The sequence below is a fragment of the Streptomyces sp. MI02-7b genome (assembly GCF_033793585.1).
In the GTDB taxonomy this organism is placed as follows: domain Bacteria; phylum Actinomycetota; class Actinomycetes; order Streptomycetales; family Streptomycetaceae; genus Actinacidiphila.
In genome coordinates this window covers 102,606-124,962 of sequence record NZ_JARAWX010000015.1, presented here as the reverse complement: position 1 = coordinate 124,962, position 22,357 = coordinate 102,606, and the positions used below count along the sequence as shown (strand labels likewise).

Annotated in this window: 26 protein-coding genes and 1 pseudogene; 9 read left to right on the top strand and 18 right to left on the bottom strand. The window is 71.7% G+C overall.

Going from position 1 to position 22,357, the window contains the following annotated elements; genetic code table 11:
• Positions 1-3 precede the first annotated feature (3 nt).
• Complete coding sequence (locus tag PV364_RS24435) at positions 4-504, top strand: DUF6082 family protein (protein WP_319662394.1); 501 nt, start codon at positions 4-6, stop codon at positions 502-504.
• Here PV364_RS24435 and PV364_RS24430 read toward each other — a convergent pair.
• From PV364_RS24430 to PV364_RS24420, 3 genes are all read right to left on the bottom strand, one after another.
• Positions 452-898, bottom strand: a complete 447-nt coding sequence (locus PV364_RS24430; protein ID WP_319662393.1) for a nuclear transport factor 2 family protein — start codon at positions 896-898, stop codon at positions 452-454. The two genes, PV364_RS24435 and PV364_RS24430, sit on opposite strands and share 53 nt — an antisense overlap.
• A gap of 426 nt (positions 899-1,324) precedes the next feature.
• A complete protein-coding gene (locus PV364_RS24425; RefSeq protein ID WP_319662391.1) occupies positions 1,325-3,469 on the bottom strand; it encodes a PQQ-binding-like beta-propeller repeat protein in 2,145 nt (714 codons plus the stop codon).
• 535 nt (positions 3,470-4,004) lie between these two features.
• Positions 4,005-4,790, bottom strand: a complete 786-nt coding sequence (locus PV364_RS24420; RefSeq protein ID WP_319662390.1) for a GNAT family N-acetyltransferase — start codon at positions 4,788-4,790, stop codon at positions 4,005-4,007.
• 146 nt (positions 4,791-4,936) lie between these two features.
• Between PV364_RS24420 and PV364_RS24415 the strand changes: the two genes are divergently transcribed.
• Entirely contained in the window at positions 4,937-5,293 is a 357-nt protein-coding gene (locus tag PV364_RS24415) for a hypothetical protein (RefSeq protein ID WP_319662389.1), read from the top strand.
• A gap of 55 nt (positions 5,294-5,348) precedes the next feature.
• Here the strand turns inward: PV364_RS24415 and PV364_RS24410 are convergent, their stop codons facing one another.
• Entirely contained in the window at positions 5,349-6,533 is a 1,185-nt protein-coding gene (locus PV364_RS24410; protein ID WP_319662388.1) for a serpin family protein, read from the bottom strand.
• A gap of 265 nt (positions 6,534-6,798) precedes the next feature.
• On the opposite strand from PV364_RS24410, the gene PV364_RS24405 reads away from it, so the two are divergent.
• Entirely contained in the window at positions 6,799-7,002 is a 204-nt protein-coding gene (locus tag PV364_RS24405; RefSeq protein WP_319662387.1) for a cold-shock protein, read from the top strand.
• Between the two features lie 400 nt (positions 7,003-7,402).
• Here the strand turns inward: PV364_RS24405 and PV364_RS24400 are convergent, their stop codons facing one another.
• From PV364_RS24400 to PV364_RS24375, 6 genes are all read right to left on the bottom strand, one after another.
• A complete protein-coding gene (locus tag PV364_RS24400) occupies positions 7,403-7,762 on the bottom strand; it encodes an STAS domain-containing protein (RefSeq protein WP_319662385.1) in 360 nt (119 codons plus the stop codon).
• Complete coding sequence (locus tag PV364_RS24395; RefSeq protein WP_319662488.1) at positions 7,759-9,030, bottom strand: PP2C family protein-serine/threonine phosphatase; 1,272 nt, start codon at positions 9,028-9,030, stop codon at positions 7,759-7,761. The genes PV364_RS24400 and PV364_RS24395 overlap by 4 nt, the downstream gene beginning before the upstream one ends.
• Positions 9,030-9,839 (bottom strand): alpha/beta hydrolase, encoded by an 810-nt coding sequence (locus tag PV364_RS24390; protein ID WP_319662383.1) that lies wholly within the window; start codon positions 9,837-9,839, stop codon positions 9,030-9,032. The genes PV364_RS24395 and PV364_RS24390 overlap by 1 nt, the downstream gene beginning before the upstream one ends.
• An 80-nt stretch (positions 9,840-9,919) precedes the next feature.
• Positions 9,920-10,963: an iron-containing redox enzyme family protein gene (locus PV364_RS24385; RefSeq protein ID WP_319662382.1), complete on the bottom strand. Its 1,044-nt coding sequence runs from the start codon at positions 10,961-10,963 to the stop codon at positions 9,920-9,922.
• The gene (locus tag PV364_RS24380; protein WP_319662381.1) at positions 10,960-11,223 is read right to left on the bottom strand and encodes a CDGSH iron-sulfur domain-containing protein; all 264 of its coding nucleotides are present in this window, start codon (positions 11,221-11,223) and stop codon (positions 10,960-10,962) included. Before PV364_RS24380 ends, PV364_RS24385 begins: the two co-directional genes overlap by 4 nt.
• Positions 11,207-11,881 carry a HemK2/MTQ2 family protein methyltransferase gene (locus PV364_RS24375; RefSeq protein WP_319662380.1) on the bottom strand — a complete coding sequence of 225 codons (675 nt, stop codon included), beginning with the start codon at positions 11,879-11,881 and terminating at the stop codon, positions 11,207-11,209. Before PV364_RS24375 ends, PV364_RS24380 begins: the two co-directional genes overlap by 17 nt.
• 480 nt (positions 11,882-12,361) lie before the next feature.
• Between PV364_RS24375 and PV364_RS24370 the strand changes: the two genes are divergently transcribed.
• Positions 12,362-12,754, top strand: coding sequence for a hypothetical protein (locus PV364_RS24370; protein ID WP_319662379.1), 393 nt, complete (start codon positions 12,362-12,364; stop codon positions 12,752-12,754).
• Positions 12,755-12,971: 217 nt separating this feature from the next.
• Here the strand turns inward: PV364_RS24370 and PV364_RS24365 are convergent, their stop codons facing one another.
• The gene (locus PV364_RS24365; RefSeq protein ID WP_319662378.1) at positions 12,972-13,145 is read right to left on the bottom strand and encodes a CsbD family protein; all 174 of its coding nucleotides are present in this window, start codon (positions 13,143-13,145) and stop codon (positions 12,972-12,974) included.
• Positions 13,146-13,440: 295 nt separating this feature from the next.
• On the bottom strand, positions 13,441-13,884 hold the full coding sequence (locus PV364_RS24360; RefSeq protein WP_319662377.1) for a hypothetical protein: 444 nt from the start codon (positions 13,882-13,884) through the stop codon (positions 13,441-13,443).
• Between the two features lie 258 nt (positions 13,885-14,142).
• On the opposite strand from PV364_RS24360, the gene PV364_RS24355 reads away from it, so the two are divergent.
• Entirely contained in the window at positions 14,143-15,000 is an 858-nt protein-coding gene (locus tag PV364_RS24355; protein WP_319662486.1) for a SigB/SigF/SigG family RNA polymerase sigma factor, read from the top strand.
• A gap of 336 nt (positions 15,001-15,336) precedes the next feature.
• Positions 15,337-16,329 (top strand): serine protein kinase RIO, encoded by a 993-nt coding sequence (locus PV364_RS24350; RefSeq protein ID WP_319662376.1) that lies wholly within the window; start codon positions 15,337-15,339, stop codon positions 16,327-16,329.
• Between the two features lie 95 nt (positions 16,330-16,424).
• On the opposite strand, the gene PV364_RS24345 is transcribed toward PV364_RS24350, so the two are convergent.
• The 6 genes and pseudogenes from PV364_RS24345 to PV364_RS24320 form a co-directional block, all read right to left on the bottom strand.
• The gene (locus tag PV364_RS24345; RefSeq protein WP_319662375.1) at positions 16,425-16,958 is read right to left on the bottom strand and encodes a GNAT family N-acetyltransferase; all 534 of its coding nucleotides are present in this window, start codon (positions 16,956-16,958) and stop codon (positions 16,425-16,427) included.
• A 600-nt stretch (positions 16,959-17,558) separates the two neighbouring features.
• Complete coding sequence (locus tag PV364_RS24340) at positions 17,559-18,167, bottom strand: alkaline shock response membrane anchor protein AmaP (protein ID WP_319662374.1); 609 nt, start codon at positions 18,165-18,167, stop codon at positions 17,559-17,561.
• A gap of 42 nt (positions 18,168-18,209) precedes the next feature.
• Positions 18,210-18,764: a DUF6286 domain-containing protein gene (locus PV364_RS24335; RefSeq protein WP_319662373.1), complete on the bottom strand. Its 555-nt coding sequence runs from the start codon at positions 18,762-18,764 to the stop codon at positions 18,210-18,212.
• 199 nt (positions 18,765-18,963) lie between these two features.
• The gene (locus PV364_RS24330) at positions 18,964-19,377 is read right to left on the bottom strand and encodes an Asp23/Gls24 family envelope stress response protein (RefSeq protein ID WP_319662372.1); all 414 of its coding nucleotides are present in this window, start codon (positions 19,375-19,377) and stop codon (positions 18,964-18,966) included.
• A gap of 113 nt (positions 19,378-19,490) precedes the next feature.
• Positions 19,491-19,670, bottom strand: a pseudogene (locus PV364_RS24325) (hypothetical protein); the annotation flags it as partial.
• Positions 19,671-19,758: 88 nt separating this feature from the next.
• Positions 19,759-20,247 carry an Asp23/Gls24 family envelope stress response protein gene (locus tag PV364_RS24320; RefSeq protein ID WP_319662371.1) on the bottom strand — a complete coding sequence of 163 codons (489 nt, stop codon included), beginning with the start codon at positions 20,245-20,247 and terminating at the stop codon, positions 19,759-19,761.
• 219 nt (positions 20,248-20,466) lie between these two features.
• Here PV364_RS24320 and PV364_RS24315 point away from each other — a divergent pair, with 219 nt between their 5' ends.
• From PV364_RS24315 to PV364_RS24305, 3 genes are read left to right on the top strand one after another with little or no spacing between them, the layout of a single operon-like run.
• Positions 20,467-21,060, top strand: coding sequence for an RNA polymerase sigma factor (locus PV364_RS24315; protein ID WP_319662370.1), 594 nt, complete (start codon positions 20,467-20,469; stop codon positions 21,058-21,060).
• Positions 21,051-21,740, top strand: coding sequence for a hypothetical protein (locus PV364_RS24310; protein WP_319662369.1), 690 nt, complete (start codon positions 21,051-21,053; stop codon positions 21,738-21,740). The genes PV364_RS24315 and PV364_RS24310 overlap by 10 nt, the downstream gene beginning before the upstream one ends.
• On the top strand, positions 21,737-22,099 hold the full coding sequence (locus PV364_RS24305) for a hypothetical protein (protein WP_319662368.1): 363 nt from the start codon (positions 21,737-21,739) through the stop codon (positions 22,097-22,099). The genes PV364_RS24310 and PV364_RS24305 overlap by 4 nt, the downstream gene beginning before the upstream one ends.
• Positions 22,100-22,357: the final 258 nt, after the last annotated feature.

Below are 22,357 nucleotides of genomic sequence, written 5' to 3'. Positions count from 1 at the left end.
CTGATGCCGGCCGCGGCGGCGGGAAGTAGGCTGCCCCGGCTCGGCCTTGTCACATGGGCAGGCCTGCCGGGGGCGGTCGACCTGATGGCTCGTCAATATCCGGTGGCCCGCCGGGTCGGCAGGGCACTGACCGTGGTCACGGCTGCGGCGGTCGCCCTGACGCTGGTGCTGCTGTCCCCCTTCGCGCCGGCGGAGGTCTCCGGCTCCAAGGACGTGGACTGGAACCGGCTGAGCCAGATCGGCGCGGCGTACGGTTTCGCGTCGGCGATCGTCTCGGCGCTGGCGCTGGCCGGCGTCGCGGTGTCACTGATCGTTCAGAACCGGGTTCCGGGGACATCGCAGGTGTGGCGAGCGGCGGCCGGCGCCCTGGTCGGCCTGGGTGCCGGATGGGCACTCGGATCGCGGATGCGCCTCCGGCGCCAGGGCCTCATCGGCGGCTTGCGGCACGTCGTCAGAAACCGGGCATCGACTCCACCCACTGGGCGCGCCAGGCGGGGCGGGTGAACGGGTCCGCGAAGTACTGGGTCTCGTGGACGACCTTGCCGTCACGGAACTCCATGATGCTGACGGTGGACGCGGGTTTCCCGTCGTAGTCGATCACGTATTCGGTGATCCAGAGATCGCCGTTGCCGAGAATCCTGCGGATGGTGAAGTCGAGCTCGGCGGGATGGTGCGAGCGCAGCGCCTGCAGATTGGCGCGGCCGTGGATGCGCTCGCCGGACTGGGGATAGTCGGTGATCACGTCGTCGTGGTAGATCTCGTGCTCCGCGTCCTGGTCCCCGGCGGCGGACGCCGCCCAGTGCCGGTCCAGCGCCGTGCGGGTCTCCCGGTCCCCCATCGCGTTCCCTCCGATCACAACGGTGTCGGACGAGATCCCTTCCCGAAGTCCCAGCCTCATCGGTCACCAGCCTACTCTCGCCCCACAGCGGTCGCGCGGTGTGCGGCTCCCGCTCCCACGTTCCAGGCCGGCGCACGGAGCCGTCGCCGACGCGGCGCGTCACCCGCGGGGCGCCGTCGGTCGCGGCGGCCCGGCGGCCGCCTTCGACCGCCGTCCGTTCCGGGCGCCGGCTCGGGCGAATGAGCCGACGAGGCCCACCGGCGGATGGATGCGGGGGAGGCCACCAGGAGCCTGGTCCAGACAGTGTGAGCCTTCCTGACGGGCTGCCGGGGACGTCCTCGAAGCCGATGTCCTGGCGCCCGACGATGCGTCACCGCGACCCGGGGTGTCCGGGGTGCTCGTCGGCGTTGTGCCGGACGAGGCGGCCTTCGGTGAGCTGGAGCACCTCCACGAGGTGCCGGTGGTCGGCCGACGTAAAAGCTCGCTCTACGGCGTGTCCTCGACGGCCAGGGCGTACATCTTCCTGTCCTCACCGGCCACATAGACGATGCCGTCGGCCACGGCGGGTGCCGAAGTGACATCTCCGTCGAGCGCGTAGGACCACCGGACCTTTCCGGAGGCCGCATCCACCGCGTACAGCCTGACGTCGCCCGCGTAGACCGTGCCGCCGTCCACTGCGGGGCCCGTCGCGAAGGCGTCATCCGTGAGCCGGGCGAGCCACCGCTTGTCACCGGTGGCGGCGTCGATCGCGGCGAGCTTCCCGGCCGGCCGCGTGTCCCCGACCGGCCCGGCAGCCCGGCCGAACACCACATCGCGGGTGGCCGCCTGCACGTCGACGTCGTCGTTCGCCCACTTGAGTTCGCCGCTGGCGGCGTCCAGGGCGTACGAGGTGTGACGGTAGTCGCTGTACACGTACACAGTCCCGCCGGCGACGGTGGGGGTCGTGTCGAGATAACTTCTGGTGTTGTACGCCCACTTCTTGGCACCCGTGGCCGCGTCGAGCGCGTACAGGCGGTAGTCGTAGCTGCTGATGTAGACCTGACCGCCGGCCACCGCGGGGGAGGACTCGATCTTCTCGGCGGTGCGATAGGTCCATTTCTCCTTGCCGGTGACGGCGTCCACCGCGTGGAGCTTGCCGTCGACGGTCCCGAAGTACACCACGCCGTCGGCCACGGCCGGAGTGGAGTAGACCCCGAAACCCGTGAAGAATTTCCACTTCGGCCGACCGGTCGCCGCGTCCAGTGCGTACAGATCCCCGTCCTTGCCGCCGGCGTACACGGTGCCGTCGCCGACCGCGGGCGACGCGTCGTGCCAACTGGGGGCGGCGTAGGTCCACTTCGTCCGACCGGTGGCCGCGTCCCAGGCGTACACCTTGCCGTCGTCAGCGTTGGCGTACACGATCCCGCCGGCCACCACTGGCCTGGCCGACACCTTCCCCTCGAGAGCGGCGGCCCACAGTCTCTTCACGCGCGGCTTCTTGACGGTGTCCACGGCGGTCGGCTGCTCGCCCTTCCGGTGGTCACCCCCCGCGACCCAGGCGGCGACCCCCACACCCGCACCGACCGTCAAGAGCGCCACCGCGCAAGCCGCGACCAGGCGACGCGACGTTCGCCGCGAGGAATCGTCCCGCGCCGCCCGCTCCGCGCCGGGGGGCACCACTTCGCTGCCCGCACCCGCCTCATCAGTGGCGGCCGGATCCGACGACTCCGCCCCGTCCGACGCGACGCCTTCCGGGGCATCCCCGCCCGCATCCACCTCGGTGAGCGGCGCCGTGCGTGCCGCCCGCGCCTTCACCGAAACCGCCGTCGACGTCGCGGCCCCGGCGGACACCACGGCCCGAAGCCGGTCGCGAACCTCGCCGGCGGAAGCAGGCCGGTCCTCGGGCTTCTTCGCCAGCAGCTGCGCGACCAGCGCATCGAGAGCCTCGGGCACCTCCGGCCGCCGAACGCTCGGCGCATCCGGGACCCGGTGCACATGGGCGAACATCAGGGCACTCGTCGACAGGTCCCCGAACGGACTGCTGCCCGTGAGGAGCTCGTGCAGAACGCATCCGAGCGCGTACAGGTCGCCCCGGGCGTCCTGCCGGCCGTTGTCGAACCGCTCCGGCGGCATATAGGCCAAAGTGCCCATGACGCGGGTGTTCGACAGAGTCCCCGTGTCGAGATGACGGGCGATACCGAAGTCCAGGACCTTCACGCCCCCGGACTCGGTGAGCATCACATTCGCCGGCTTCAGGTCCCGATGGACGATCCCCGCCGCATGCGAGGCCGCCAGAGCGTCGGCGATCCGGGCGGTCCACTCGACCGCCTCGGCGATCGAAGGGGTCCCGGTCTCCCGCAGCACCTGCCCGAGGTTCCGGCCCCCCACGAGTTCCATCACCAGGAGCAGCGTCCCGTCGGCGTCCTGGCCCAGATCGAAGACCGTGACCACACCCGGATGATTGAGCGCGCCGGCGGTCCGCGCCTCCCGGAAGAACAACTGCGCCGCGTCGTCACCCGTCAGATGCGACTGCAGCAGCTTGACCGCGACCTCACGACCGATGACCCGGTCATGGGCGGACCACACCTCGCCCATGCCGCCACGGCCCAACCGGGACCGCAACTCGTATCGGCCCGCCAGAACACGCCCCACACCAACCCCCACCGGTCACCCCCGTCCAGCTCCACCGGACTCGGAAGCCGGACCACGGCATGGTATCGGCCACGTCGTCCTGAAGGCCCCGGAGGACGGACAGCGACCGGTCCTCCGGGGAGGCGGCAGGCAGCATGGATCGTGCTGGTCCGGAACTGTATCGTCGCCGCATGCCCGAACGGATCGCACCCACGGTGCGACTGCACTCCGCCTGGCTCGAGGCCCATCGCGACTGAGGTCCCGATCCGTACGTGGGGGCGTGACCATCGCGGCGGCATAAGTCGATGCGGGAGCTGGACCGCAAGCACGGTGTGAGGTGGCGGACGGTCCGGAAGGCGCTGGATTCGTTCTGGCCGGATACGCGCAGGAAGCCGCCGCCAGAGCCACCACGCCGGACCAGTACAAGTCGGCTGCCTGATCGGGGACTCCGGCACCGGCACGTCCTTTCCCACATGCTCATCGCCCTGGGCACCGACTCCTACCGCCTCGCCACCACCCGCGCACAAGCCGAAGAGCCGGCCAAGGCCGGCTGAACTCAGGGCGACCACACATACGGCGTCGTCGTGGTGACCGCGTGCAGCCCAAGGCGGGTGAGGATCGGGGCGCTGTCAGCTGAGGCGTCGACATAGACGTAGCGGACATCGCGGGCAGCAGCGAGTTGTGCTCGGTGGGCGACCATGGCCCGATAGATGCCGCGCCCCCGCCATTCCTTGAGCGTTGAGCCGCCCCACAGGCCACCGAAGTCGACGCCGTCCTTGAACACCAGCCAGGCGGCGCAGACGACTTCGGCGCGTGCCTCGGCGACGAGGACGATGGTGTTCTCTGGGGCGTTGTCGATCCGCGCGGCCAGGTCGTCGGCGAGCCAGCCCCAGTCCTCGCCCCAGACGGTGCTCTCCATGGCGGCGATGCGCTGGAGGTCTGACCTGGCGGTGACACGGCGGAGGGTCACGCCGTCGGGCAGGACAGGGTCTGCGGCAAGGTCTGCGGACCGCCCGACAAGCACGGTCTCGCTGTCCTCGGCGAAGAAGCCGGCGGCCGTGAGCCGGTCGGTGAGGTCGGCAGGGAGATCATGGCCGCGAGTCTTCCATTCGACCGCCTCACCACGGGCAGCGTAGAAGTCTCGCTGCCGCGCTATGAGCGTGTCGAGTTCCGCTCCGCGCACACCGAGGTCGCGTGGGCCCGTGACGAAGCCACGGTGCCACCCGACGACACGGGTCAACGGGCCGTCCTTCTCGATGCGAGCACTGCCGCCAGGCGGGGTGACACCACGGAGCTGGGCGTCATACGCAGTGCGGAGTTCGTCGATCAGAGTGTCCTTCACCCGAACACCGTACGGACCGGGTCAAGCGATTAAACGCCGGCCGAGACCACGCGAACATCGGGGGCTTCACTCTCTCTGCCACTACCGGCCTTGACGGCCAGCCGCCCTGCGGGTGACTGGCCGTCTCCCACGTTCGCATCCCCACAGTGCCGTCGTTTCTCATCCACATTCCAGAGCCGGTTGATCACCAACCGCCTCCGGAAACCCTTGGACAAACGCTGTCCTCGGAGATCAACGAAGCCAGGTGCGGCCACATCGGCTACGGCATCCGGCCGTCCTCACGCCGCCGGGGACTGGCCGTATGGGCACGTGGCCGGATGCTCGACGAGGCACGCGTACGGGGCCTGGGGCGGTCGCTGCTCCTCTGCGGGGCCGGCAACATTGCGTCGGCGAGGACGATCGACCGCAACGGCGGCGTGCTCGACGGCGTCCGGGACACCGAGCACGGTGCCGTGCGACGGCACCGGATCACCTTCCCGCCGGAGATCCAGCCGCCGCGCTGATCCACAAGGGAGCACATCCCAGCACGTCGCCGGGGCCGTGGGCCGGGCTCCCGCCTCAGCCCTGGTCGTCCCAATCCTCGTCTTCCTCGTCGTGCCCGGCCCACATCTCGTCGACGCTCGGCGTGCACACCCACCCGGCGTTCAGCACCAGCCGCGAGGTCCTGTGCACCGCGAGGAAACCGATCGGCCCGGCGAACTCGACGGCCACGCGCTTCGCTGTCGCGGGCGGCACGCCCCCGGCCGCGAAGCCGAACGCGGTCACGGCGGCGGATCGGTAGCCGAGGGCGGAGAAGGAGGCCGCCACCGTCTGACCCGCGGCGCCCACGGCCAGGGGATTCCTGCTGATGCCGGGGAAGTGCCCGCGGGAGGTGTCCACGGCCAGGGCGAGCCCGAACAGTTCGGCATGGTCGAGCAGATCGTGATGTGCCGTCACCTCAAACGGGACCACGGTCACGTCCAGGGACGGCTGCCGGTCCCAGCTGCACACGCGGGAGACCGTGACCCCGGGGCCCGGCTCCCCGTACGGCAGGCGATCGCCGGGAACGGCCGGGTGGGCACGCCGCAGGGCTCCGATGCCCGCCGCCAGCACCTCGCCGCCGCCCGTACCCGCCTCTCCGCGCAGCAGGTGCACGTCGATCCCACCGGTGCCCAGCACCTTCAGTACGGTCACCGGACCGCAAGGAGCCGCCACGACCTCGGTCCGGTCCAGCAGCGCGGTCTCGCGGTAGAGGACACCGCTGACCTCCGTGAACGGCCGGAGCCAGTCCGTCCTGACCGTCAGCGCACCGGCCAGCACCAGCTCGGTCTCCTCGTCGAAGGGGATCGGCAACCCGGGGACCAGACCGCCTGTCCGCTTGTCGGCCCAGGCGTCCATGGCCGCGCGGTCAGCGGCCACATCCCCGCTGAGCATCCCGTGCGAGGCCGGCGGAAGCATGCCCACCCACCCGGGCTCCAGCGGCAGGGTCGCCTTGCTCCACAGCCCGACAGCGGCGGCCACGCCAGGCAACCCGTCCATGCGCGCCAACAGCCGGCCCGCGGCCTCGGCGGCCTCGCCGGCCCCGATTCCGGTGGCCCGTTCGAGGTCGTCCCGCGCGGGCCCGCCCGACCCCGCCGCCAGCAGGGCCAGGAGGGGCCACACCCCCGCGGCGGAGAGCACCGTCTCCCGGCCCGGCCGCAGCGCCTGACCCGCCCACCCCGCGGTCAGCGCGTTGACCGCCCGGACCGCCGTCGCATCTCCCATGGCTCGCGATCATGGCAGCATCTCGGACCCGCCACCCCGGTTCCCGGAAATCGGAGCGGCCCCACTGCCTCCGGCGGCGCGGGATCGCCGCCCCTGAGAACGGTGGCGTTCGAGGCTTTTGCGGCGAGTGTGGGGCGCGACGCGGCGTATGTGGTGGCGGAGGAACTGGATCATCGGGTAAGTAGATACCCGGGGGCCCAGCAACGGGGTCCGCCGACGCACCGTGCCGGTGCGTCGCAGCAGCATGATGTGAGGGACGAACACAGTGGCTTCAGGCGTCGTGAAGTGGTTCAACTCGGAGAAGGGCTTCGGCTTCATCGCTCAGGACGGGGGAGGGCCGGACGTGTTCGCCCACTACTCCAACATCTCCGGCAACGGCTACCGCGAGCTCGTCGAGGGTGAGCAGGTCACCTTCGACGTGACGCAGGGACAGAAGGGCCCGCAGGCGGAGAACATCGTCCGCGGCTGACTCCTGCCCCTCCGGGCGGGACCCGGCGTGGGGCCGTCCCCTTCGGGGGACGGCCCCACGCCTGCTCCCCAGGTGCGGGCGGACCCGCCCGCCCGACCCCGCCGTCGGCGGCCGGAGACCTGCGCGCCGATCCGGACGCCCGGGTCGCGGGCGGACGTCCCCGAGGCGACCACGCACCGCACCGGTGGGGGCGGACCGATCGGGCACAGCAGCGCCAGGAGCCGGCTCATCCGCTGGAACCGCTTCCGGATCAGCGGCTCCAAGGCCCGTCCAGCCCGTCGTACGGGAACGCGCCGTCGACCAGCCAGTGCGCGCCGGCGACCGCCGCGCCGCAGGTGATGTGCCGCCATCCGGTCCCCCTTCGGCGCTCGCGGTTCTCGGCCCGGTCGACGCCCGCCGATCAGCTCGCAGGGGACTGCCAGGCGGCTTCGGCCGCCTGGGCGGTGGGGTGGGTGGGGAAGACCTGTGCCAGGCCGACGATGTGGAAGATCCGGCTGACGCGGCCGGGGACGGCGGCAAGGGCGATGCCCGCATCGGCTGCGAGGGCGTGGTTCCGGGCCGCGAGCAGCGCGGTGACGCCGCTGGAATCGCAGAAGGTGAGCCCTCCGAGGTCGAGGACGAGTTGCTGGCCCCGGCGCAGCCCGAGTCCGGGCAGTGCCGCGCGCACCTCGGGCGAGGTGTGGTGGTCCAGTTCCCCGGTGAGTTCGATGACCGCCCCTGCGGCGGTGGCGCGGACCTGGACGATCAGATTTCCGTTCACAGCTGCTCTCCGCCGGTGTGTCGGGGCACATGGATGGCCAGGACGGCGGTGTCGTCGTCCACGCCGGTGCCGAAGGTGTCCAGCAGGTCGCGAATCGCCTCGGTGGTGGCCGATGCGGTGGTGGGGGCCAAGGCGCGGCCGAAGTCGAGGAGGGCGTCGTCGCCGTAGCGTTCCTCGCCGCCGACGGTGGCGTTGATGTGGGCTTCGGTCAGCCCGTCGGTGTGCAGCAGCAGGGTGTCGCCGGGGGCCAGCCGGACGGCGGTGGTGGCGATGTGGGCGTCCGTCAGCACACCGATGAGCTGGCCGCCGGGAGTGGGCAGGTAGTCGGCGGTACCGTCCGCGCGCATCAGCAGAGCGGGAGGGTGGCCCCCGCTGGCCAGGGTGACACGGAAGCCACCCAGGTCGTGGTCCGGTGTCAGGAGGCCGAAGATGACGGTGCAGAAGCGGGGGTCGGTGCCGTTGTACTCGTGGTTCAGGACCGTGTTGAGGTTGGTGAGGACGGCGGCGGGGTCGGGGTCGTAGACGGCGGCGGCGCGCAGGGTGTAGCGGGCCAGGGAGGTGACGGCCGCCGCCGCGGCGCCCTTGCCGCAGACGTCGCCCAGGAACATCCCCCAGGTCCCGGCGGCAAGGGGGAACAGGTCGTAGAAGTCGCCGCCGACCTCGTCCACGGAGGCGATGTGGTAGTACGCGGAGACGTCCAGCCCCGGCACGTTCGCCAGCGTCGGTGGCAGCAGCGTCTTCTGCAGCGTGGTGGCCAGACGCTGCAGCCGGTCGCGCTCCAGGTCGGCTTCCTTGCGGGCGCGCAGCAGCTCCGTCTCGTAGGCGCGGCGGTCGCGGGCGTCGAAGACGGTGGTCCGGATCAGCAGCGGCTGCCCGTCGCTGCCGGTCTTCACCGTGGAGGTGACCAGGACCGGCAGACGCGAGCCGTCGGCGGTCGTGAATTCCAGAGCGATGCCACTGACCTCGCCCTGCATCCTCAGGAGCGGGGCGAAGTGGGTCTCGTGGTAGAGGCGGCCGCCGACGGTCAGCAGGTCGGAGAAGTGTCTGCGGCCCACCAGGTCACCGCGCTCGTAACCGAGCCAGTCCAGCAGCGTGGTGTTGACCTTCGCGATCCTGCCGTCCAGCAGGGTCGACAGGTAGCCGCAGGGCGCGTGCTCGTACAGGTCCTCGGCACTGTCCTCCAGCAACGCCGAGAACTGGGCCTGCTCGTCCGCCGGGACCCCCTCCTCGCGAGGGTCCTTGCCTTCGTCGTCGTCGGTCTCGCACATCATCCGGCGGCTCCCGCGAATGCGGCGATCGCCGCGGCGGTCTCCTCCGGGGCGGCGAGCTGGGGGCAGTGTCCCGTCGCGTTCAGCGTGACCAGCCGGCTTCCCGGGATCTGCGCATGGACGAACGCCCCCACCTCCGGCGGGGCGATGGCATCGCGAGAACACTGCGCGACCAGCGTGGGCACGGCCACTCCGGCCAGATCCGCCCGGTTGTCGGAGAGGAACGTCACCCGGGCGAAGACCCGTGCGATGTCCGGGTCGGTGCGGCAGAAGCTGTTGGTCAACTCCTCGCCCAGTTCGGGCCGTTCCGGGTTGCCCATGATCACCGGGGCCATGGCGCCCGACCACCCGAGGTAGTTCGCGTCCAGCGACTCCAGCAGCTCCTCGATGTCCGCGGCGCTGAATCCGCCCCGGTAGCCGGCGTCCGCGTCGTCGACGAAACAGGGGGAGGGGGCGAGCAGCACCAGCCCCGCGAACGCCCCGGGCTCCCGGCGGGCGGCCAGCACCCCCATCATCGCGCTCACCGAATGTCCCACGAAGACCACGGGGCCGAGCTCGAGCTCCCGGCACAGCTCCAGCACGTCGGCGGCATACCCGTCCAGGCTCGCGTACCGCTCCGGGCTCCAGGCCGACAGGTCCGAGTTGCCCGCTCCCACGTGATCGAAGAGCACGACGGTGAAGTCCCGCTCCAGCGCCGGAACCACCAGGCGCCACATGTTCTGGTCGCACCCGAACCCGTGGGCCAGCATCACCACGGGCCCGCCGGGGCGCCCCGTGACCGACACGTGGTTCCTGCTCCGGACGTCCATACGCCCCATCGTCGCAGACGGCGGATCGTCGCTCGGCCGTCCGCGCTGCCGGGAGATCCCGTCGGCTCCCACCGCGTGGGTCACGGTCGGATCACCGCGCCCACCGGCTCCGGCAGTGCGGTACGCAGTGCGGTGCGACCGCCGCGCCAGGCGCGCAGGATCAGATCGCCGAGGCGGTCCTCCAGCAGGCCGGTGGCCTCGATACCGAAGGCGACGTCGGCTGTCAGCTGCGGTTCGGCGGCCAGCAGCGGCGCGATCACCTCGTGGCGGACGACTTGTTCGTGAACGGCGTCCGCTTCCACGTGCTCGTCGTAGAACCTCTCCGCGGCGGGTCCGGCGCCCAGTCGCCGCATGGCCTGGGCGATGCGCCGTGAGCCGGGCGAGGAGGTCACTTCCAGCGTGGCGAAATGGCCGACCGCCGCGCCCCGGAGCGCGCGGTGCAGCCCGAAGAGGGACATCAGGTTGACCGTGGCGAGTGCTTCGCATGGAGCGGCGTCGACGTAGCGGCCGTAGGCGGTGTCCAGGTGCAGGTCCGCCATGAGATCGGCGAACAGCCGGGCGTGGATGTCCTCGGCGTGGCCCGCGCCGAATTCGTCGAACTCGACGGCCACCATCGCCGCCTTGGCGCGGCCGTGCAGGCGGGGGATGAGCCAGGCGTGCGGGTCGGCCTCCTTGAGGTGGTAGAGGGAGCGGAGGGCCGCGTACTCCCGCAAATGCGTCAGCGACCCGTGATCCCTCAGGTAGTGGCTGACGCTGTTGCCGCCGTCGCATTCGGCGGGTTCGACGAGGATGTCGGCCAGTGCGTCGTCCGCATCGCCCGCGCCGGGGACATGGGCACGCAGTTCGGAGAGAAAGCGTTCCTCCAGGCCGCGCCGTACGTCCAGCAGGGCGGGATCCCATTCGCGGTCCTCGGCCACGCCGTCGAAGCCCTGGTAGTGCAGCTCGTAGAGCACGTACAGGGCGAGCTGCAGGTCGTCGCCGTACGGCTCGCCGCTCGCGATCCGCTCGCGCCGCGGCAGGGCACGGCGGTGTCCGCGCAGGGAGGCGATGACCGCGGAGGAGACCTCTCCTCGCTCCTGGGGGAGGGCCGGGGCTGCGCTCCTCGGTTCGCGGAAGGCCGTCATGGTGTCTCTCCGTCGGCAGGGGCTGCGTCGTCGGCCCCCGGGGGGTTCCCGGCGGTACGGCGCGCCCGGGAGTGGACGCGGTGGCTGGTGTCGCACCAGGGGTACGAACGGCTGCGGCGGCAGGTGCAGACCGCGACCATGAAGCGGTCGGACGTCCGCGTCGTGCCGTCCTCGGCGACGATCGTCACGGGACCTTCCACCAGTAGCGGCCCGTGGTCCTGCACGAAGACGCGGCGGGGGCGTTCAGGAGTGCTCGGCACGGATGACCACCAGCTCTTCCTTGTCCTGGCCGTCCTCGACCAGGCCCTGTTCGCGCAGCCACGGAAGCCGTCGGCGCAGAACAGGGCCGAAGGGGATCAGTTCACGATCGGTGACCTGCGCGGACAAGCCCCTGTGCCGGAGCAGGTCGACGGTGGCCTGGACGCCGCACAGACCGGAGTGGACCATGAGCAGGACGCCGCCCGGCCGCAAGAGGTGAGGGGCGGCGGCACAGACACGGTCGACGACCGCCCGGCCGTCGGTACCGCCGTCCCAGGCCCTGGCCGTGCCGCTGCTGTCCGTGGCTCCGTTCTCGGAGGGGACGTACGGCGGGTTGCTGAGGACCATGTCGAACCGGCCACCGGCGGCGATGCCCAGATCACCCCGTCGGACGGTGATCCGCCGGCGAGCCAGCAGGGCGTTGATCCTCGCGCACCACACGGCCCGGCGCGAGATGTCGATCGCGGTCACCCGCGCACCCGACCGGGCGGCGCGCACGGCCAGCACCCCGCTGCCCGTGCCGATGTCCAGGACATCCACTCCCGGAAGGGGACCCTCGCGATTGACGGCCCGGATCAGGATGTGGGTGTCGTGCTGAGGTGCGTAGACGCCCGGCAGAGTCACCAGACGCTCGGGTTCGCTGCCCAGCGGTATCGCCATGAGTGGTTCACCTGGTCTCTGTGTCGCGCCCGGCGACAGCCCGGGCCGTCCGTTCCGCGCCATCGCCCCGAGCCACTCGGCGCAGCGACGGACAAGATGCTCAGCGGTGCTGTCCTGCCGCACGAGACCCGCCTGCCCCGAGCCGCGGCGTCCATGCGCAGGGGGACGTGCCGAACCGCTGGGGCCCCCTGACCAGGGCCGGAGGGGCCGGCCCTGACATGCTGACCGCCGCCACGGCGGCCGAAGCCCAGCGGGGAAGGGGGCGTCCCGTGGGGACAACGAGGAGTGCCGTGCGTACGGCACGTGACGCAGCCGGGAGGGCGAACGCTCGGCGACGGCCCGCGCGGCGATCCGAAGCGCACACCCAGTGGGGTGAAGACCTGAGGCCGCCGGAGCGTCGCGTGGCATACGGAATGGGTGAGCGAAAAACCGGAGGAAGGGCAGGAACCACCCGACGCAGGGCACCGGCGTCCGCCCGGAGTGAGCGACCTGACGGTCCAGGCACTGGGTTCCTTGTCGAAGGCGCTGGAGACCACCGAGCGGGCCCGCGGGCACCTGTACGCCTTTCACCAGCTGACCGGGACCGCCGACCTCGAGCTCGACCGCGCCGTCCGACTGCTGCGGGAGGCCGGCCACGCCGAGCCGGCCGACACGGTGGAGCGGGAGATCGTGGGACGCAATGTCATCCCCGGGCACTGGACCTTCCAGATCGTCGACGCCTACAACCGCACGTACTACCGGCCCTTCGCCGCCCTGGAGCAGAGCCTGGTCGGCGAACTCGCTCAGGGCCGGGACCATCTGTACGAGGCGGAGATGAAAGAGGCCCGGCGTACCCGCCACCATCCGCACCACACCGCCCGACCGCCGCACTGAGGCACGGATGCCGGCCGCCGGCGGCGTCCTCGCCCGGGCCAGGCGTCCCGGTGGGGAGGAACGCGCCGCACTCCACGGGGCGGGCGGTCGCGGACGTGCGGGTGCCGTGCCCGGGACCCGGGAGCCGGTGTGGCCAAGACCTGCTTGTGAGCACGCGTTCGGGGCGACCCCACCGTGGGGCCGCCCCGAACGCGTTGCAGCTGCGTGTGCCGGTGGATCAGTGCCGGCCGATGTCCTTGATCTTCTCCTTGGCCTCGCGGGCGTCGCCCTTGGCCTGTTCGATGTGGCCCTCTGCGGTCAGCCGCTCGTTGCCGACGGCCTCGCCGGTGGTCTTCTTGACCTTGCCGACAACCTGCTCGGTCTTCGCCTTGGCCTTCTCGTTGGCGGACATACTGTGCACCTTCCCTGGCCTCGACATCGTGTGCTCCGGCTTCGCCTGACCGCTGCGGGACGCGGCAAACATGCCGTGCGGGACGGGAGGACAGGCGAGCCGCCCCAAGAGGAGACCGCTGCCGCCTGCCTGGATGCCGCCGGCCGCTTTCCGGCGTGCCGCCTCGGGCCTGTGGCCCGCTGTGAATCGGCACGCTCCCGGCCGCCGAGTGCGGCGGCGCCGGGCGCCCGCGGGCCGGGCCGGAGCAGCCGCCGCTTCGCCGTCTGCCTTGCGGGGAACCGGGTCGCCTGCCCCGTCAGCCCTGCTGCTTTTGCCAGTGGAGTACGAGGAAGAGCGTGAGGAGGAGGTCGTCGGGCAGCACGCCGCCCTCACCCGGAAGACGTACGCGATGGGGGCGCGCGCCCAGCCGGTCGTAGAAGATCTCGAGCGGCCCGATGCCGCGCACGCGGTTGCCGAGTTGGTCGTGTCTCAGTTCGTACGGCCCGACGCGCAGCAGGCGGTTCGTGAGCTCGGTGTGGTCGCAGTTCCACTGGCCGACGGTGTGAGGCACGCCGGACCACCGGCTGTAGGTGATGCGGGCGGCACCCACGGCGGACAGGCGGGTGCCGAACTGCTCGTACACGAGCGGCCATGAACCCAGCGTCCGAGGCCGGCTCCCCAACCGGTCGTAGCTGATCGCCGAGCTGCCGATGCCGCACAAGCGGGTCCCGGCCATGTCGTAAGCCAGCTCGATGTCCATACGCCGCCTCGCCTCCGGACACGATGCCGCGCCGGCCGGGTCCGGCGGCGCGGGGCAGGTCGCACGCTTCCACGCAGGTGCAGACTTCCCTGGGGACGTCGATCGGCCCTCGGGTGGTTGCGGCCGCTGTGGCGGTCCGCTTCGCAGGACCGTTCGCGCGGGCAGGCGTGAGATCGGCTTTCGGGGGCAGAAGGCCACGGACGGGGCGGACAACTCAAAGGTGATGACGTGACGGAATCCACGCAGCAGGCCACGAGCATCATCGAACGCTCCGGTGGCCTCCCCGCCACGCGAGCCCTTCAGGAGACGGGTCTGCCCTGGATCGAGAACGCCGGTAAGGTAGCCCCCAAGGACGCCCGCGAGTTGTCGAAGCTGTTCTTCGACCGGCTGCAGAGCCTCGAAGAAGGCACAGCGGAGTACAGCTACGCGCGCAGCACGCTGATCGAGATGAACATGTGCCTGGTCCACTTCGCCGCCCGTCGCTTCCGCGGCCGTGGTTCCGAGGAGCAGGAGGACATCCTTCAGGTCGGCACGATCGGCCTGATCAAGGCCATCGACCGGTTCGACCTCAGCCGTGAGGTGGAGTTCACGACCTTCGCCGTCCCCTACATCGTCGGTGAGATGAAGCGGTGCTTCCGCGACACCTCCTGGGCCGTCCATGTGCCGCGGCGCCTGCAGGAGTTGCGGGTGGAACTGGCCAAGGCCCGCGATCACCTCACCACCGTCCTGGACGCCCCGCCCACCGTGGCTGAACTGGCGGCGTACCTGGAGATCGGCGAGGAGCAGGTCATCGAGGGCATGGTCGCCGCCAACGGCTACACCGCGGGCTCCCTCGACCTGCCCGCAGGGGACGAGGGCGACGAGGGCGGCCACTCCTACGCCGACACGATCGGTGCCTGCGACCCGGCGATGGAAAAGGTCGAGGACCTCCGGGCACTCGCCCCCATGCTGGACGATCTGGACGAGCGTGAACGTGTCCTGCTGGAGATGCGCTTCGGCCAGGAGATGACCCAGGCCCAGATCGGCGCCGAACTGGGGCTCTCGCAGATGCACGTCTCCAGGCTGCTCTCCCGGCTGCTGGCCAGGCTCCGTGCCGGAATGCTCACCGAAGCCTGAGCCCGCCCTCCGGCGTGAGCCGTGAACGGACTGAGGCCGGTCCCGCGACGAGCGCCGTCGCGGGACCGGCCTTTTGCGGGAACGACTCCGAACGCCGGAAGAAAATCGGTTGCGCGATGTGTGGTGCTCGGTAAGATCCTGCCGTTCCTGGAGTGCCGGGCGTGGACGACAGCCCGGTCGTGACGAGAGAGGAGGTGCGTCCTCGTGGATGCCGCCGTGATGCGGCGCGCCCGTGTGTGCGCGCCAGACGCCTTGTCTCGTCACCTTCCCACCGGCTGACGGCGCGCGTTTCGCCGACGCGCCTCGCGGTGGGTCCTTCCCCAGGAGATCACCACAGTGCGTGAGCGCTTTGCCGACGGCGAGTCCTTCGCCCGTATCCGCCCCAAGGGCAACAACCGACGCAATCACCGCGGCGAAGAAGCCTTCGAGGAGGCCTTCTCCGAGTACGCGGCACGCTGGACCCCGGACGCCTTCGCCGAGGCCGACGAGGACACCTACGAGGCCGAGGACGGCCTCACCCCGCCCGGCCACGCGGCCGACGGGCCTCCCCAGGGCGACCGCTGGTCCACCTGGGACCAGTCGACTCCGACCGAGAAGGGCCCCGAGCCCCGCCCCGCATGGGTGGTGACGGACCTGGCCGCCGTCGACACCGAGCTCGGCATCGTCAAGACGGGCAAGGAAGCCGACGTCTTCCTGATCGAACGGGCCGTGCCCGGGACCGACCGCCGCACCCTGATGGCGGCCAAGCGCTACCGCGACGGGCAGCACCGCATGTTCCACCGGGACTCCGGCTACCTGGAGGGGCGTACGCACAAGGAGTCCCGGGTCAGCCGGGCCATGGCCAAGCGCACGTCCTTCGGCAAGGAGGCCATCGCGGGCCAGTGGGCCGCTGCCGAGTTCGCGGCGTTGTGCCGGCTGTGGTCGGCGGGGGCGGCCGTGCCCTATCCGGTGCAGATCCTGGGGACGGAGATCCTGATGGAGTTCATCGGGGACCGGTCCGGGACGGCCGCCCCGCGCCTGGCCCAACTCCGCGTGGAAGAAGCCGATCTGGACGACCTGTGGGAGCAGCTCGGCCGCGGCCTGTCGCTGCTCGCGCGGGACGGCTACGCGCACGGCGACCTGTCCGCCTACAACATCCTGGTCCACGAGGGCCGCCTCGTCATCATCGACGTGCCCCAGATCGTCGACGTCATCGCCAACCCGCGGGGCCGCTCCTTCCTCGAGCGCGATGTCCGCAACGTGGGTGCCTGGTTCGTGGCCAGGGGCCTGGCGGAGCGACGTGTGGAGGAACTGGCGCAGTCCCTTGCCTTTGACGCACGGCTCGACTGAACGCCCTTGCCGCATCGGCGTGTTCGCGCTGCCGAGCACGCCGATGCGGGGGCGGGACCCGGGAGCGGCGCCCGGGTCCGCGCGGGCAGCCCGCTTCAGGCGTGGTAGTGGGTGAGGTCGATGGAGTGGATGCGCAGCGGGAAGCCGTACTCGGGGTGTGTGGTGTCGCGCTCCGGCGCCATGCCGAGCTTGCGCATCACGTTCTCCGAGGCGTTGTCGCCGATCCGGGCGATGCCGACCAGGCGGTCCAGGCCGCGGTCCTGGAGCGCGAACTCCATCGCGGCGTGGGCGGCCTCCGAGGCGTAGCCCTGGCCCCAGAACTGCGGGCCCAGCCGCCAGCAGACCGACACCTCGGGCATCACCTCGGGCAGGAACTCCGGCAGGGACAGGCCGGTGAAACCGGCCAGTTCGCCCGAGGCGAGCAATTCGACGGCGAAGAGGCCGAAGCCCTCCTCGTCCCACTCCTCCTCCCACCGCTCGATGGCCTCCGCCGTGTGTTCCAGGTCGCGCACGGAGCCGTCGCCGACCCAGCGCATCACCCGCGGGTCGCCGTTGATCTCGGCCATGGGGACCAGGTCGTCGTCCTGCCAGCGGCGCAGGAGCAGGCGGGGGGTCTGGATCTCGGTCATGAACTCATCCTGTCGGAGGCGGAACCGCAACGGTAACCGGCGCGGCGGCCGACGCCGACCAGCCGTGGGGGCGGCCTGTCGCGGCCGCCCGCCTCACCCGAGGGACGGCCGGGCGGGTTGGGCCCGGGCTCCAGGGACGCCGGGGGGTGGAGACGTGCGGCGAAGGCGTTGATGTCGTCCGTGGCTGCCAGGCGGTGAAGAGATTTCAGGGCGGCCGGGTCAGGGCGGCGTCGCTCGCATCGTCGGCTGCCGCGACACGTCACGGCGTCTTGCGAGGGTGCTTCCCGCGTGCCGGTGTGGGAGCACGGGGCGGGGGTAGCCGTTCAGAGTGCGACGATGCCGCGGGTCCGCCGCGGTGGTGATTCCCCAGGCGTCGCACGGGCGCGGCCCCGTCCGCTGCAGCGGTGGGCGGAGCTGTGTCGCGTTGAGCCGCTCCGGCGTACCCGCTCTCGCGCTGACGGTTCCGTTCCGCCGATCACTGTCGGCCCACCCTCACCCACGCGACGGCGGGAGTCGAGGCATTCAGCGGTACGTCGCGGCCACTGACGCCGTCCCGCTCAGACTCGGCCAGGTGAGCGGTCTTCGCGGGTCGCCCTCGGCCTACTCGACGCGGTGCGGCCGGCGGCCGGCGACGTGCAGACGGGTGCGGGTGGGGAGGTGCTCCCAGCCGGCGGATCGGCGGGCTCGTTCCACAGGTCCGTCGTGCAGGTCCGCCAGTACCTGGGCGGGGGTGCTGTCGGGATCGAGGGTGAGATCGATGCGGCCCTCGGGGTGCGGGGCCCTGCCCGCCATCCGTGCTGTGGCCTTGCGGACGCCTGGCAGGCGCCCGGCATCGGCGGCGAGTGCGTCGCTCAGTGCCCTGTCCCGTACTTGGACACCCTCGGCGGGGGAGTCCCCGCCCACTGCGACGGGACCGGGACGGTGCCGCCGCAGTTGTGCCAGCAGCCACCACAGGGCGAGCAGAACGGCGACGACCAGGGCGGCGATCACGGCGGGCCACCACCACCATCCCTGCCCGGACCAGGCGATCCGGTCCGCACGGCTGAGCAGGACCTGGTGCGGGGAGGTCAGGGGCCAGCCGTCGGGGGGCGCGAGAGCCCATCGGCGGTACACGTTCAGTCCGGCGGCCAGCACCAGGAGCCCTCCGCCCAGCAGAACGAATCCCACCGCGGCAAGCAGTGTCCGGTTGACCTTGGCTTGGGTGTCCATGATCCGTCCTCCATGTCACGTGGTCCCGGGGTGTGCGGCCGGTCAGGTCGAACGCCGTGCGCGGACTCTCGGTTTCGGGCTGTGGGCCAGAGCGAGCCGGTTGCGCTGCTCGTCCCTGACGGCGGCGACGATCTCGCTCTTGACGTCATGCGGGTCGCGGAAGCGCACGTCCGCCCGCACCCGGGTGCGGTGCCGGCGCACCCGGACCCGAGCCCGGCTCACTCCGGGGACCCGCAGGGTGGCGTCACGCAGCAACTGGGCCGCGCTGTCGCGGTCCAGCGTGGCGCGGGTGCGGCCGCGGCCGGCGGGTACCTGGAGCGGCAGCCGGCGGCGCAGGCCGGGAGTGAGCGCGAGCACGATCAGCCACAGGCCGAGGGCGGCTGCGGTGGCCGCGCCGGCGAGCATCCACACGTCGTCGAGAGGACGGCTCGCCAACTCGTCGAAGAGCCCCTTGCGCCAGGCGGCGGCCGGTTGGCCGGCCCGTACCTGCACGACGTCGAACAACAGCATCCCGGCGCAGAACAGCATCACCAGCGCGGCGAGGGCGGCGGGGGTCCGGCGTGCGGACCACAGCCGCCGCGAGGGTTTCCGTCTCACGGCGCCTCCCACCGGGCCGTGGCCGGGCGGGGACTCGTCACGCCTTGGCCCCCCGGTCGCCACGCGCCGTGTCGCCGAGGTCCCCGCGGGGGACTGCGGTGGGCGGGGTTCGGGGACGGGGGCGGGGACAGCGGGTTCTCGTCGGGGATTCATGACACTCCTTGCGTCGCTTCTTGTTCGGCGGCGGCGCCCCGCCGGATCAGTGGACTCTTCCGCTTCCCGGGCCCTCGACCGGGACGAGCCGGCGCACGGTCAGCGTGACCTCGCGGACGTCCAGCCCGGTCAACTGGGCGACCCGTTCGGCGATGTCATGCCGCAGCAGCGATCCGGTCCGCGCGAGGTCGAGGGGATAGGGCAGATCCAGGGACAGGGCCAGCCGTGCCGATCCGTGGTGCACGGCGGCCGAGGCGCTGGGGGAACCGAGCGCCCGGCGGCCCGACGCCCGGCCCGTCCGCCGGGTCATGGCCTCGCGGGCCGCTCTGGCGGCGATCCTTTCCACCACCTTGCCGGGGATGTCGGTCGCGCCGCGTTCGGCCGGGGGCGGCAGGCCGTCTGTTCCCGTGTCCCGGTGCCGGGTGGAGTCATGGACGGGAAGGGCCGGCTGCGCGGTCATTGCACTCGACTCCGAGGCGGCGTCGAGTCATTCCGGGGGCGCCTGAAGGTCTGGTGGCTGGGGCCGCTCCGGGGGCGGGGAAGGTCTCCCTCGCTCCTGTGGCTTCCCTCGTCGCGCCTTCCGTCACGGCGGTGGACGAAGTCGCCGACGACAAGGTCGCCTTGCGCGAAGCAGCCGATGATCAGACCGAGTGCCCCGAGGACGGCCACGACCAGAAACGCTCCGAACCCGCCGAAGTAACCGGCGAAGCCCAGTGCCATGCCTGCCACCAGGCCCAGTGCTGCTGTGCTCATCTCTCACTCACCCATTTCCTGGAGTGTGCCGTCTGGGCACACGGTTCGTCGCGACGCGGGTCGCGACCGGCCGATGACGCCGGGCGGTTCACGACACGCGGCCCTCGGTCGGGGGCGGCTCGTCGTCCTCCTCGTCGGGGAGGTGGACGTCGTCGACGGTGATGTTCACCTCGACCACTTCCAGTCCGGTCATGCGCTCCACCGACGTGATCACATCGGTGCGGACCTCCGCGGCCACGTCCACGATGGAGATGCCGTACTCGACGACGACGTCGAGGTCGATGGCGGCCTGGCGTTCGCCGACCTCCACGGTCACGCCGCGGCCGACGCCGGGGCGTCCGCCCGGGACCCGGTCCCGTACGGCCCCGATGGCCCTGGCCATCCCGGTGCCGAGGTTGTGGATGCCCGGTACTTCCCGGGTGGCCATCGCCGCGATCTTCTCCACCACGCTGTCCGTGATGGTGGTCTGGCCCCGGCTGTCGGCCGGGCAGTCGGCGCCGCGGCCGCCCTTCAGGATCGATCCGGCGTCGGCGGCCTGGTCGTTGGCGAATACCGGGCGGCTGGTCGTGTCCATCATGAGGAACTCCTTGATCGATGCGGGCACCGGTTCAGTGCCCGTCAAAGGATTGGACCCGCTCCAGCGGCAATCGTCACGGAATTCGGCCATTTATCTCATATAGACTGAATGATGCGGTGTTTTCGAAGGGTCGCAGTGCGTGTTCCGGCGCTGACCGCGCCGACCGCACACGCTTCCTGGGACAGCCGCTGGACGGCCCCGACACCCAGGGGAGCGGCCGTGCAGGAACCGGAGGAACCCACGCCACCCGAGCGGCCGGACGTCGCCGCGCAGGGTGGACCGGACTGGCTGCTGGCCGTACGCGCCGGTGAAGGCGACGACGACGCGTTCGCCGTCCTGGTGCGCCGGCACAGCGCCTCCCTGCTCGCGCTGGCCCACCATCTGCTCGGGAACTCCTCGGACGCCGAGGACGCCGTCCAGGACGCTTTCATCAGTGCCTGGCGGCGGCTCCCGCAGTTCCGGGGCGACGCGGCGTTCCGCACCTGGATGTACCGCATTGTCACCAACAGGTGCCTCAACGTTCTCCGCCGCCGCACGTCCGCCGTACCCCTGGACACCGTCCCCGAGCCCACCGCCGGCACTACGGGATCCGGGCCGGCCGGCGCCGCAGAGAGCGGCGCCGCCACCGCCGCGCTCGCCCGCGCGCTTTCCCGGTTGAACCCCGAGCAGCGCGCCTGCTGGGTGCTGCGGGAACTGCACGGCCTGCACTACGAGGAGATCGCGCAGATCGTGGACGCCAGTGAACAGACCGTACGAGGCAGGCTCTTTCGAGCCAGGCGCTCCCTGATGAAGGAGATGGCCCCATGGCGCTAGAAGACCCGCATGCACGGCCCTCCGCGGCTGGGCCGCCGCCGGCCGGCATCGAGGGTGCGGCCCCGCCCCGGGGCGCTGACGCGTCCCTGCTCGCCGGTGATCAGCTGCTGCCCTGCGGGCGCCCCCTCAGCCGCGCCTGGGAGCTCGCACGCGATGCCACTTCCGCCACCGATCCGCACACCGCCGACTGCCCCTACTGCCGGCAGGCCATCGAGGGTCTGGCTGCCCTGGACGAGGCGATCGGCGCCCTCGGCGCCCAGGAGCGGCCCAGTGCCCAGGCCATCGCCGACCGGGTGATCCGCACCGTCCGCGCCGAGATCCGCCTCGGCCGCATGCTGCCCCTGGACGACCCCGCCGGAGACCTGCAGATCGCCGAGACCGCGGCGGCGAAAGTCCTGCGCCGGGCCGCCGACACCGTCAGCGGCGCGCAGATCGCCAGTCTGCGCATGACCCCCTCCGGAAAGGGCCGGGCCGTGCACGTCGCCCTCACTCTGGCCGCCACGCCGGACCGGCCGCTGCCCGAGTACGCCGACCACGTACGCCAAGCGGTCCTCCACGCCGCGCACCGGACGCTCGGCCTGGCCGTCAGCGGCGTCGACGTCACGATCATGGACCTGCTGGAGCCCGGCGTTCCCACGGCCCGCGGCGAAGCCGATCTCCCGGAAGGCGAATTCCGATGACCCTCCTCCAAGCGGCGAACCTCAACCAGACCGCGGCCCATGCCGCCCTCGCCGTTCCCGGCGTGGCCGGACTGCAGCCCGGCCTCGGCTACCGGCTCGCCAATGCCGCCGCCCGTGCCCAGCAGCACATAGGCGTCGCCGCCCGGCCCCCCGAAGCGGGCATCCTGGTCGAACGCACACTCAAGCCGTCAGGCTGGCACGTGGAAGTGCGCTGCGTTCTCAACCAGGAGCGCCGCGCGCTGGACACCGCCCGCGACGTCCGTCAGCAGGTGCGGTCCGCCGTCACCGACCACCTGGCCCGCAACGGCACACCGGAACCGGTCACCGTCGTGGTGACCGTCACCGGTTCGACGCCCTGACCCGCTGGCCGTTGACAGCATCTCCGGGGGCCGGGTCGGGGCGTGAGCGGGTCCTGACAACCCGTCAATTCCGGGACGCTGGCGGCCCGGGGATCGTCGTCCGCCGTGCACTCGGCGTCGCCGCCGGGCGCCGAAGCGGTCCCTCTGTCACAGCGGGCGCACACGCGGGCGACCGCGTCGCCGCGGACTCCGCGGACTCCGCGGACCCGCCCGCGTCCGGGTGGGCGAGGGCCGCGCGAGTCCACGGGGGAGTGGGGG

Coding starts and splice junctions, on each gene's coding strand:
- PV364_RS24345 (WP_319662375.1), bottom strand. CDS start 16,958: ATGACCGAGATCCAGACCCCCCGCCTGCTCCTGCGCCGCTGGCAGGAC.
- PV364_RS24320 (WP_319662371.1), bottom strand. CDS start 20,247: ATGATGGACACGACCAGCCGCCCGGTATTCGCCAACGACCAGGCCGCC.
- PV364_RS24390 (WP_319662383.1), bottom strand. CDS start 9,839: ATGGACGTCCGGAGCAGGAACCACGTGTCGGTCACGGGGCGCCCCGGC.
- PV364_RS24365 (WP_319662378.1), bottom strand. CDS start 13,145: ATGTCCGCCAACGAGAAGGCCAAGGCGAAGACCGAGCAGGTTGTCGGC.
- PV364_RS24340 (WP_319662374.1), bottom strand. CDS start 18,167: ATGGACACCCAAGCCAAGGTCAACCGGACACTGCTTGCCGCGGTGGGA.
- PV364_RS24410 (WP_319662388.1), bottom strand. CDS start 6,533: ATGGGAGATGCGACGGCGGTCCGGGCGGTCAACGCGCTGACCGCGGGG.
- PV364_RS24330 (WP_319662372.1), bottom strand. CDS start 19,377: ATGACCGCGCAGCCGGCCCTTCCCGTCCATGACTCCACCCGGCACCGG.
- PV364_RS24305 (WP_319662368.1), top strand. CDS start 21,737: ATGACCCTCCTCCAAGCGGCGAACCTCAACCAGACCGCGGCCCATGCC.
- PV364_RS24435 (WP_319662394.1), top strand. CDS start 4: ATGCCGGCCGCGGCGGCGGGAAGTAGGCTGCCCCGGCTCGGCCTTGTC.
- PV364_RS24360 (WP_319662377.1), bottom strand. CDS start 13,884: ATGGACATCGAGCTGGCTTACGACATGGCCGGGACCCGCTTGTGCGGC.
- PV364_RS24385 (WP_319662382.1), bottom strand. CDS start 10,963: ATGACGGCCTTCCGCGAACCGAGGAGCGCAGCCCCGGCCCTCCCCCAG.
- PV364_RS24430 (WP_319662393.1), bottom strand. CDS start 898: ATGAGGCTGGGACTTCGGGAAGGGATCTCGTCCGACACCGTTGTGATC.
- PV364_RS24375 (WP_319662380.1), bottom strand. CDS start 11,881: ATGGCGATACCGCTGGGCAGCGAACCCGAGCGTCTGGTGACTCTGCCG.
- PV364_RS24310 (WP_319662369.1), top strand. CDS start 21,051: ATGGCGCTAGAAGACCCGCATGCACGGCCCTCCGCGGCTGGGCCGCCG.
- PV364_RS24395 (WP_319662488.1), bottom strand. CDS start 9,030: ATGTGCGAGACCGACGACGACGAAGGCAAGGACCCTCGCGAGGAGGGG.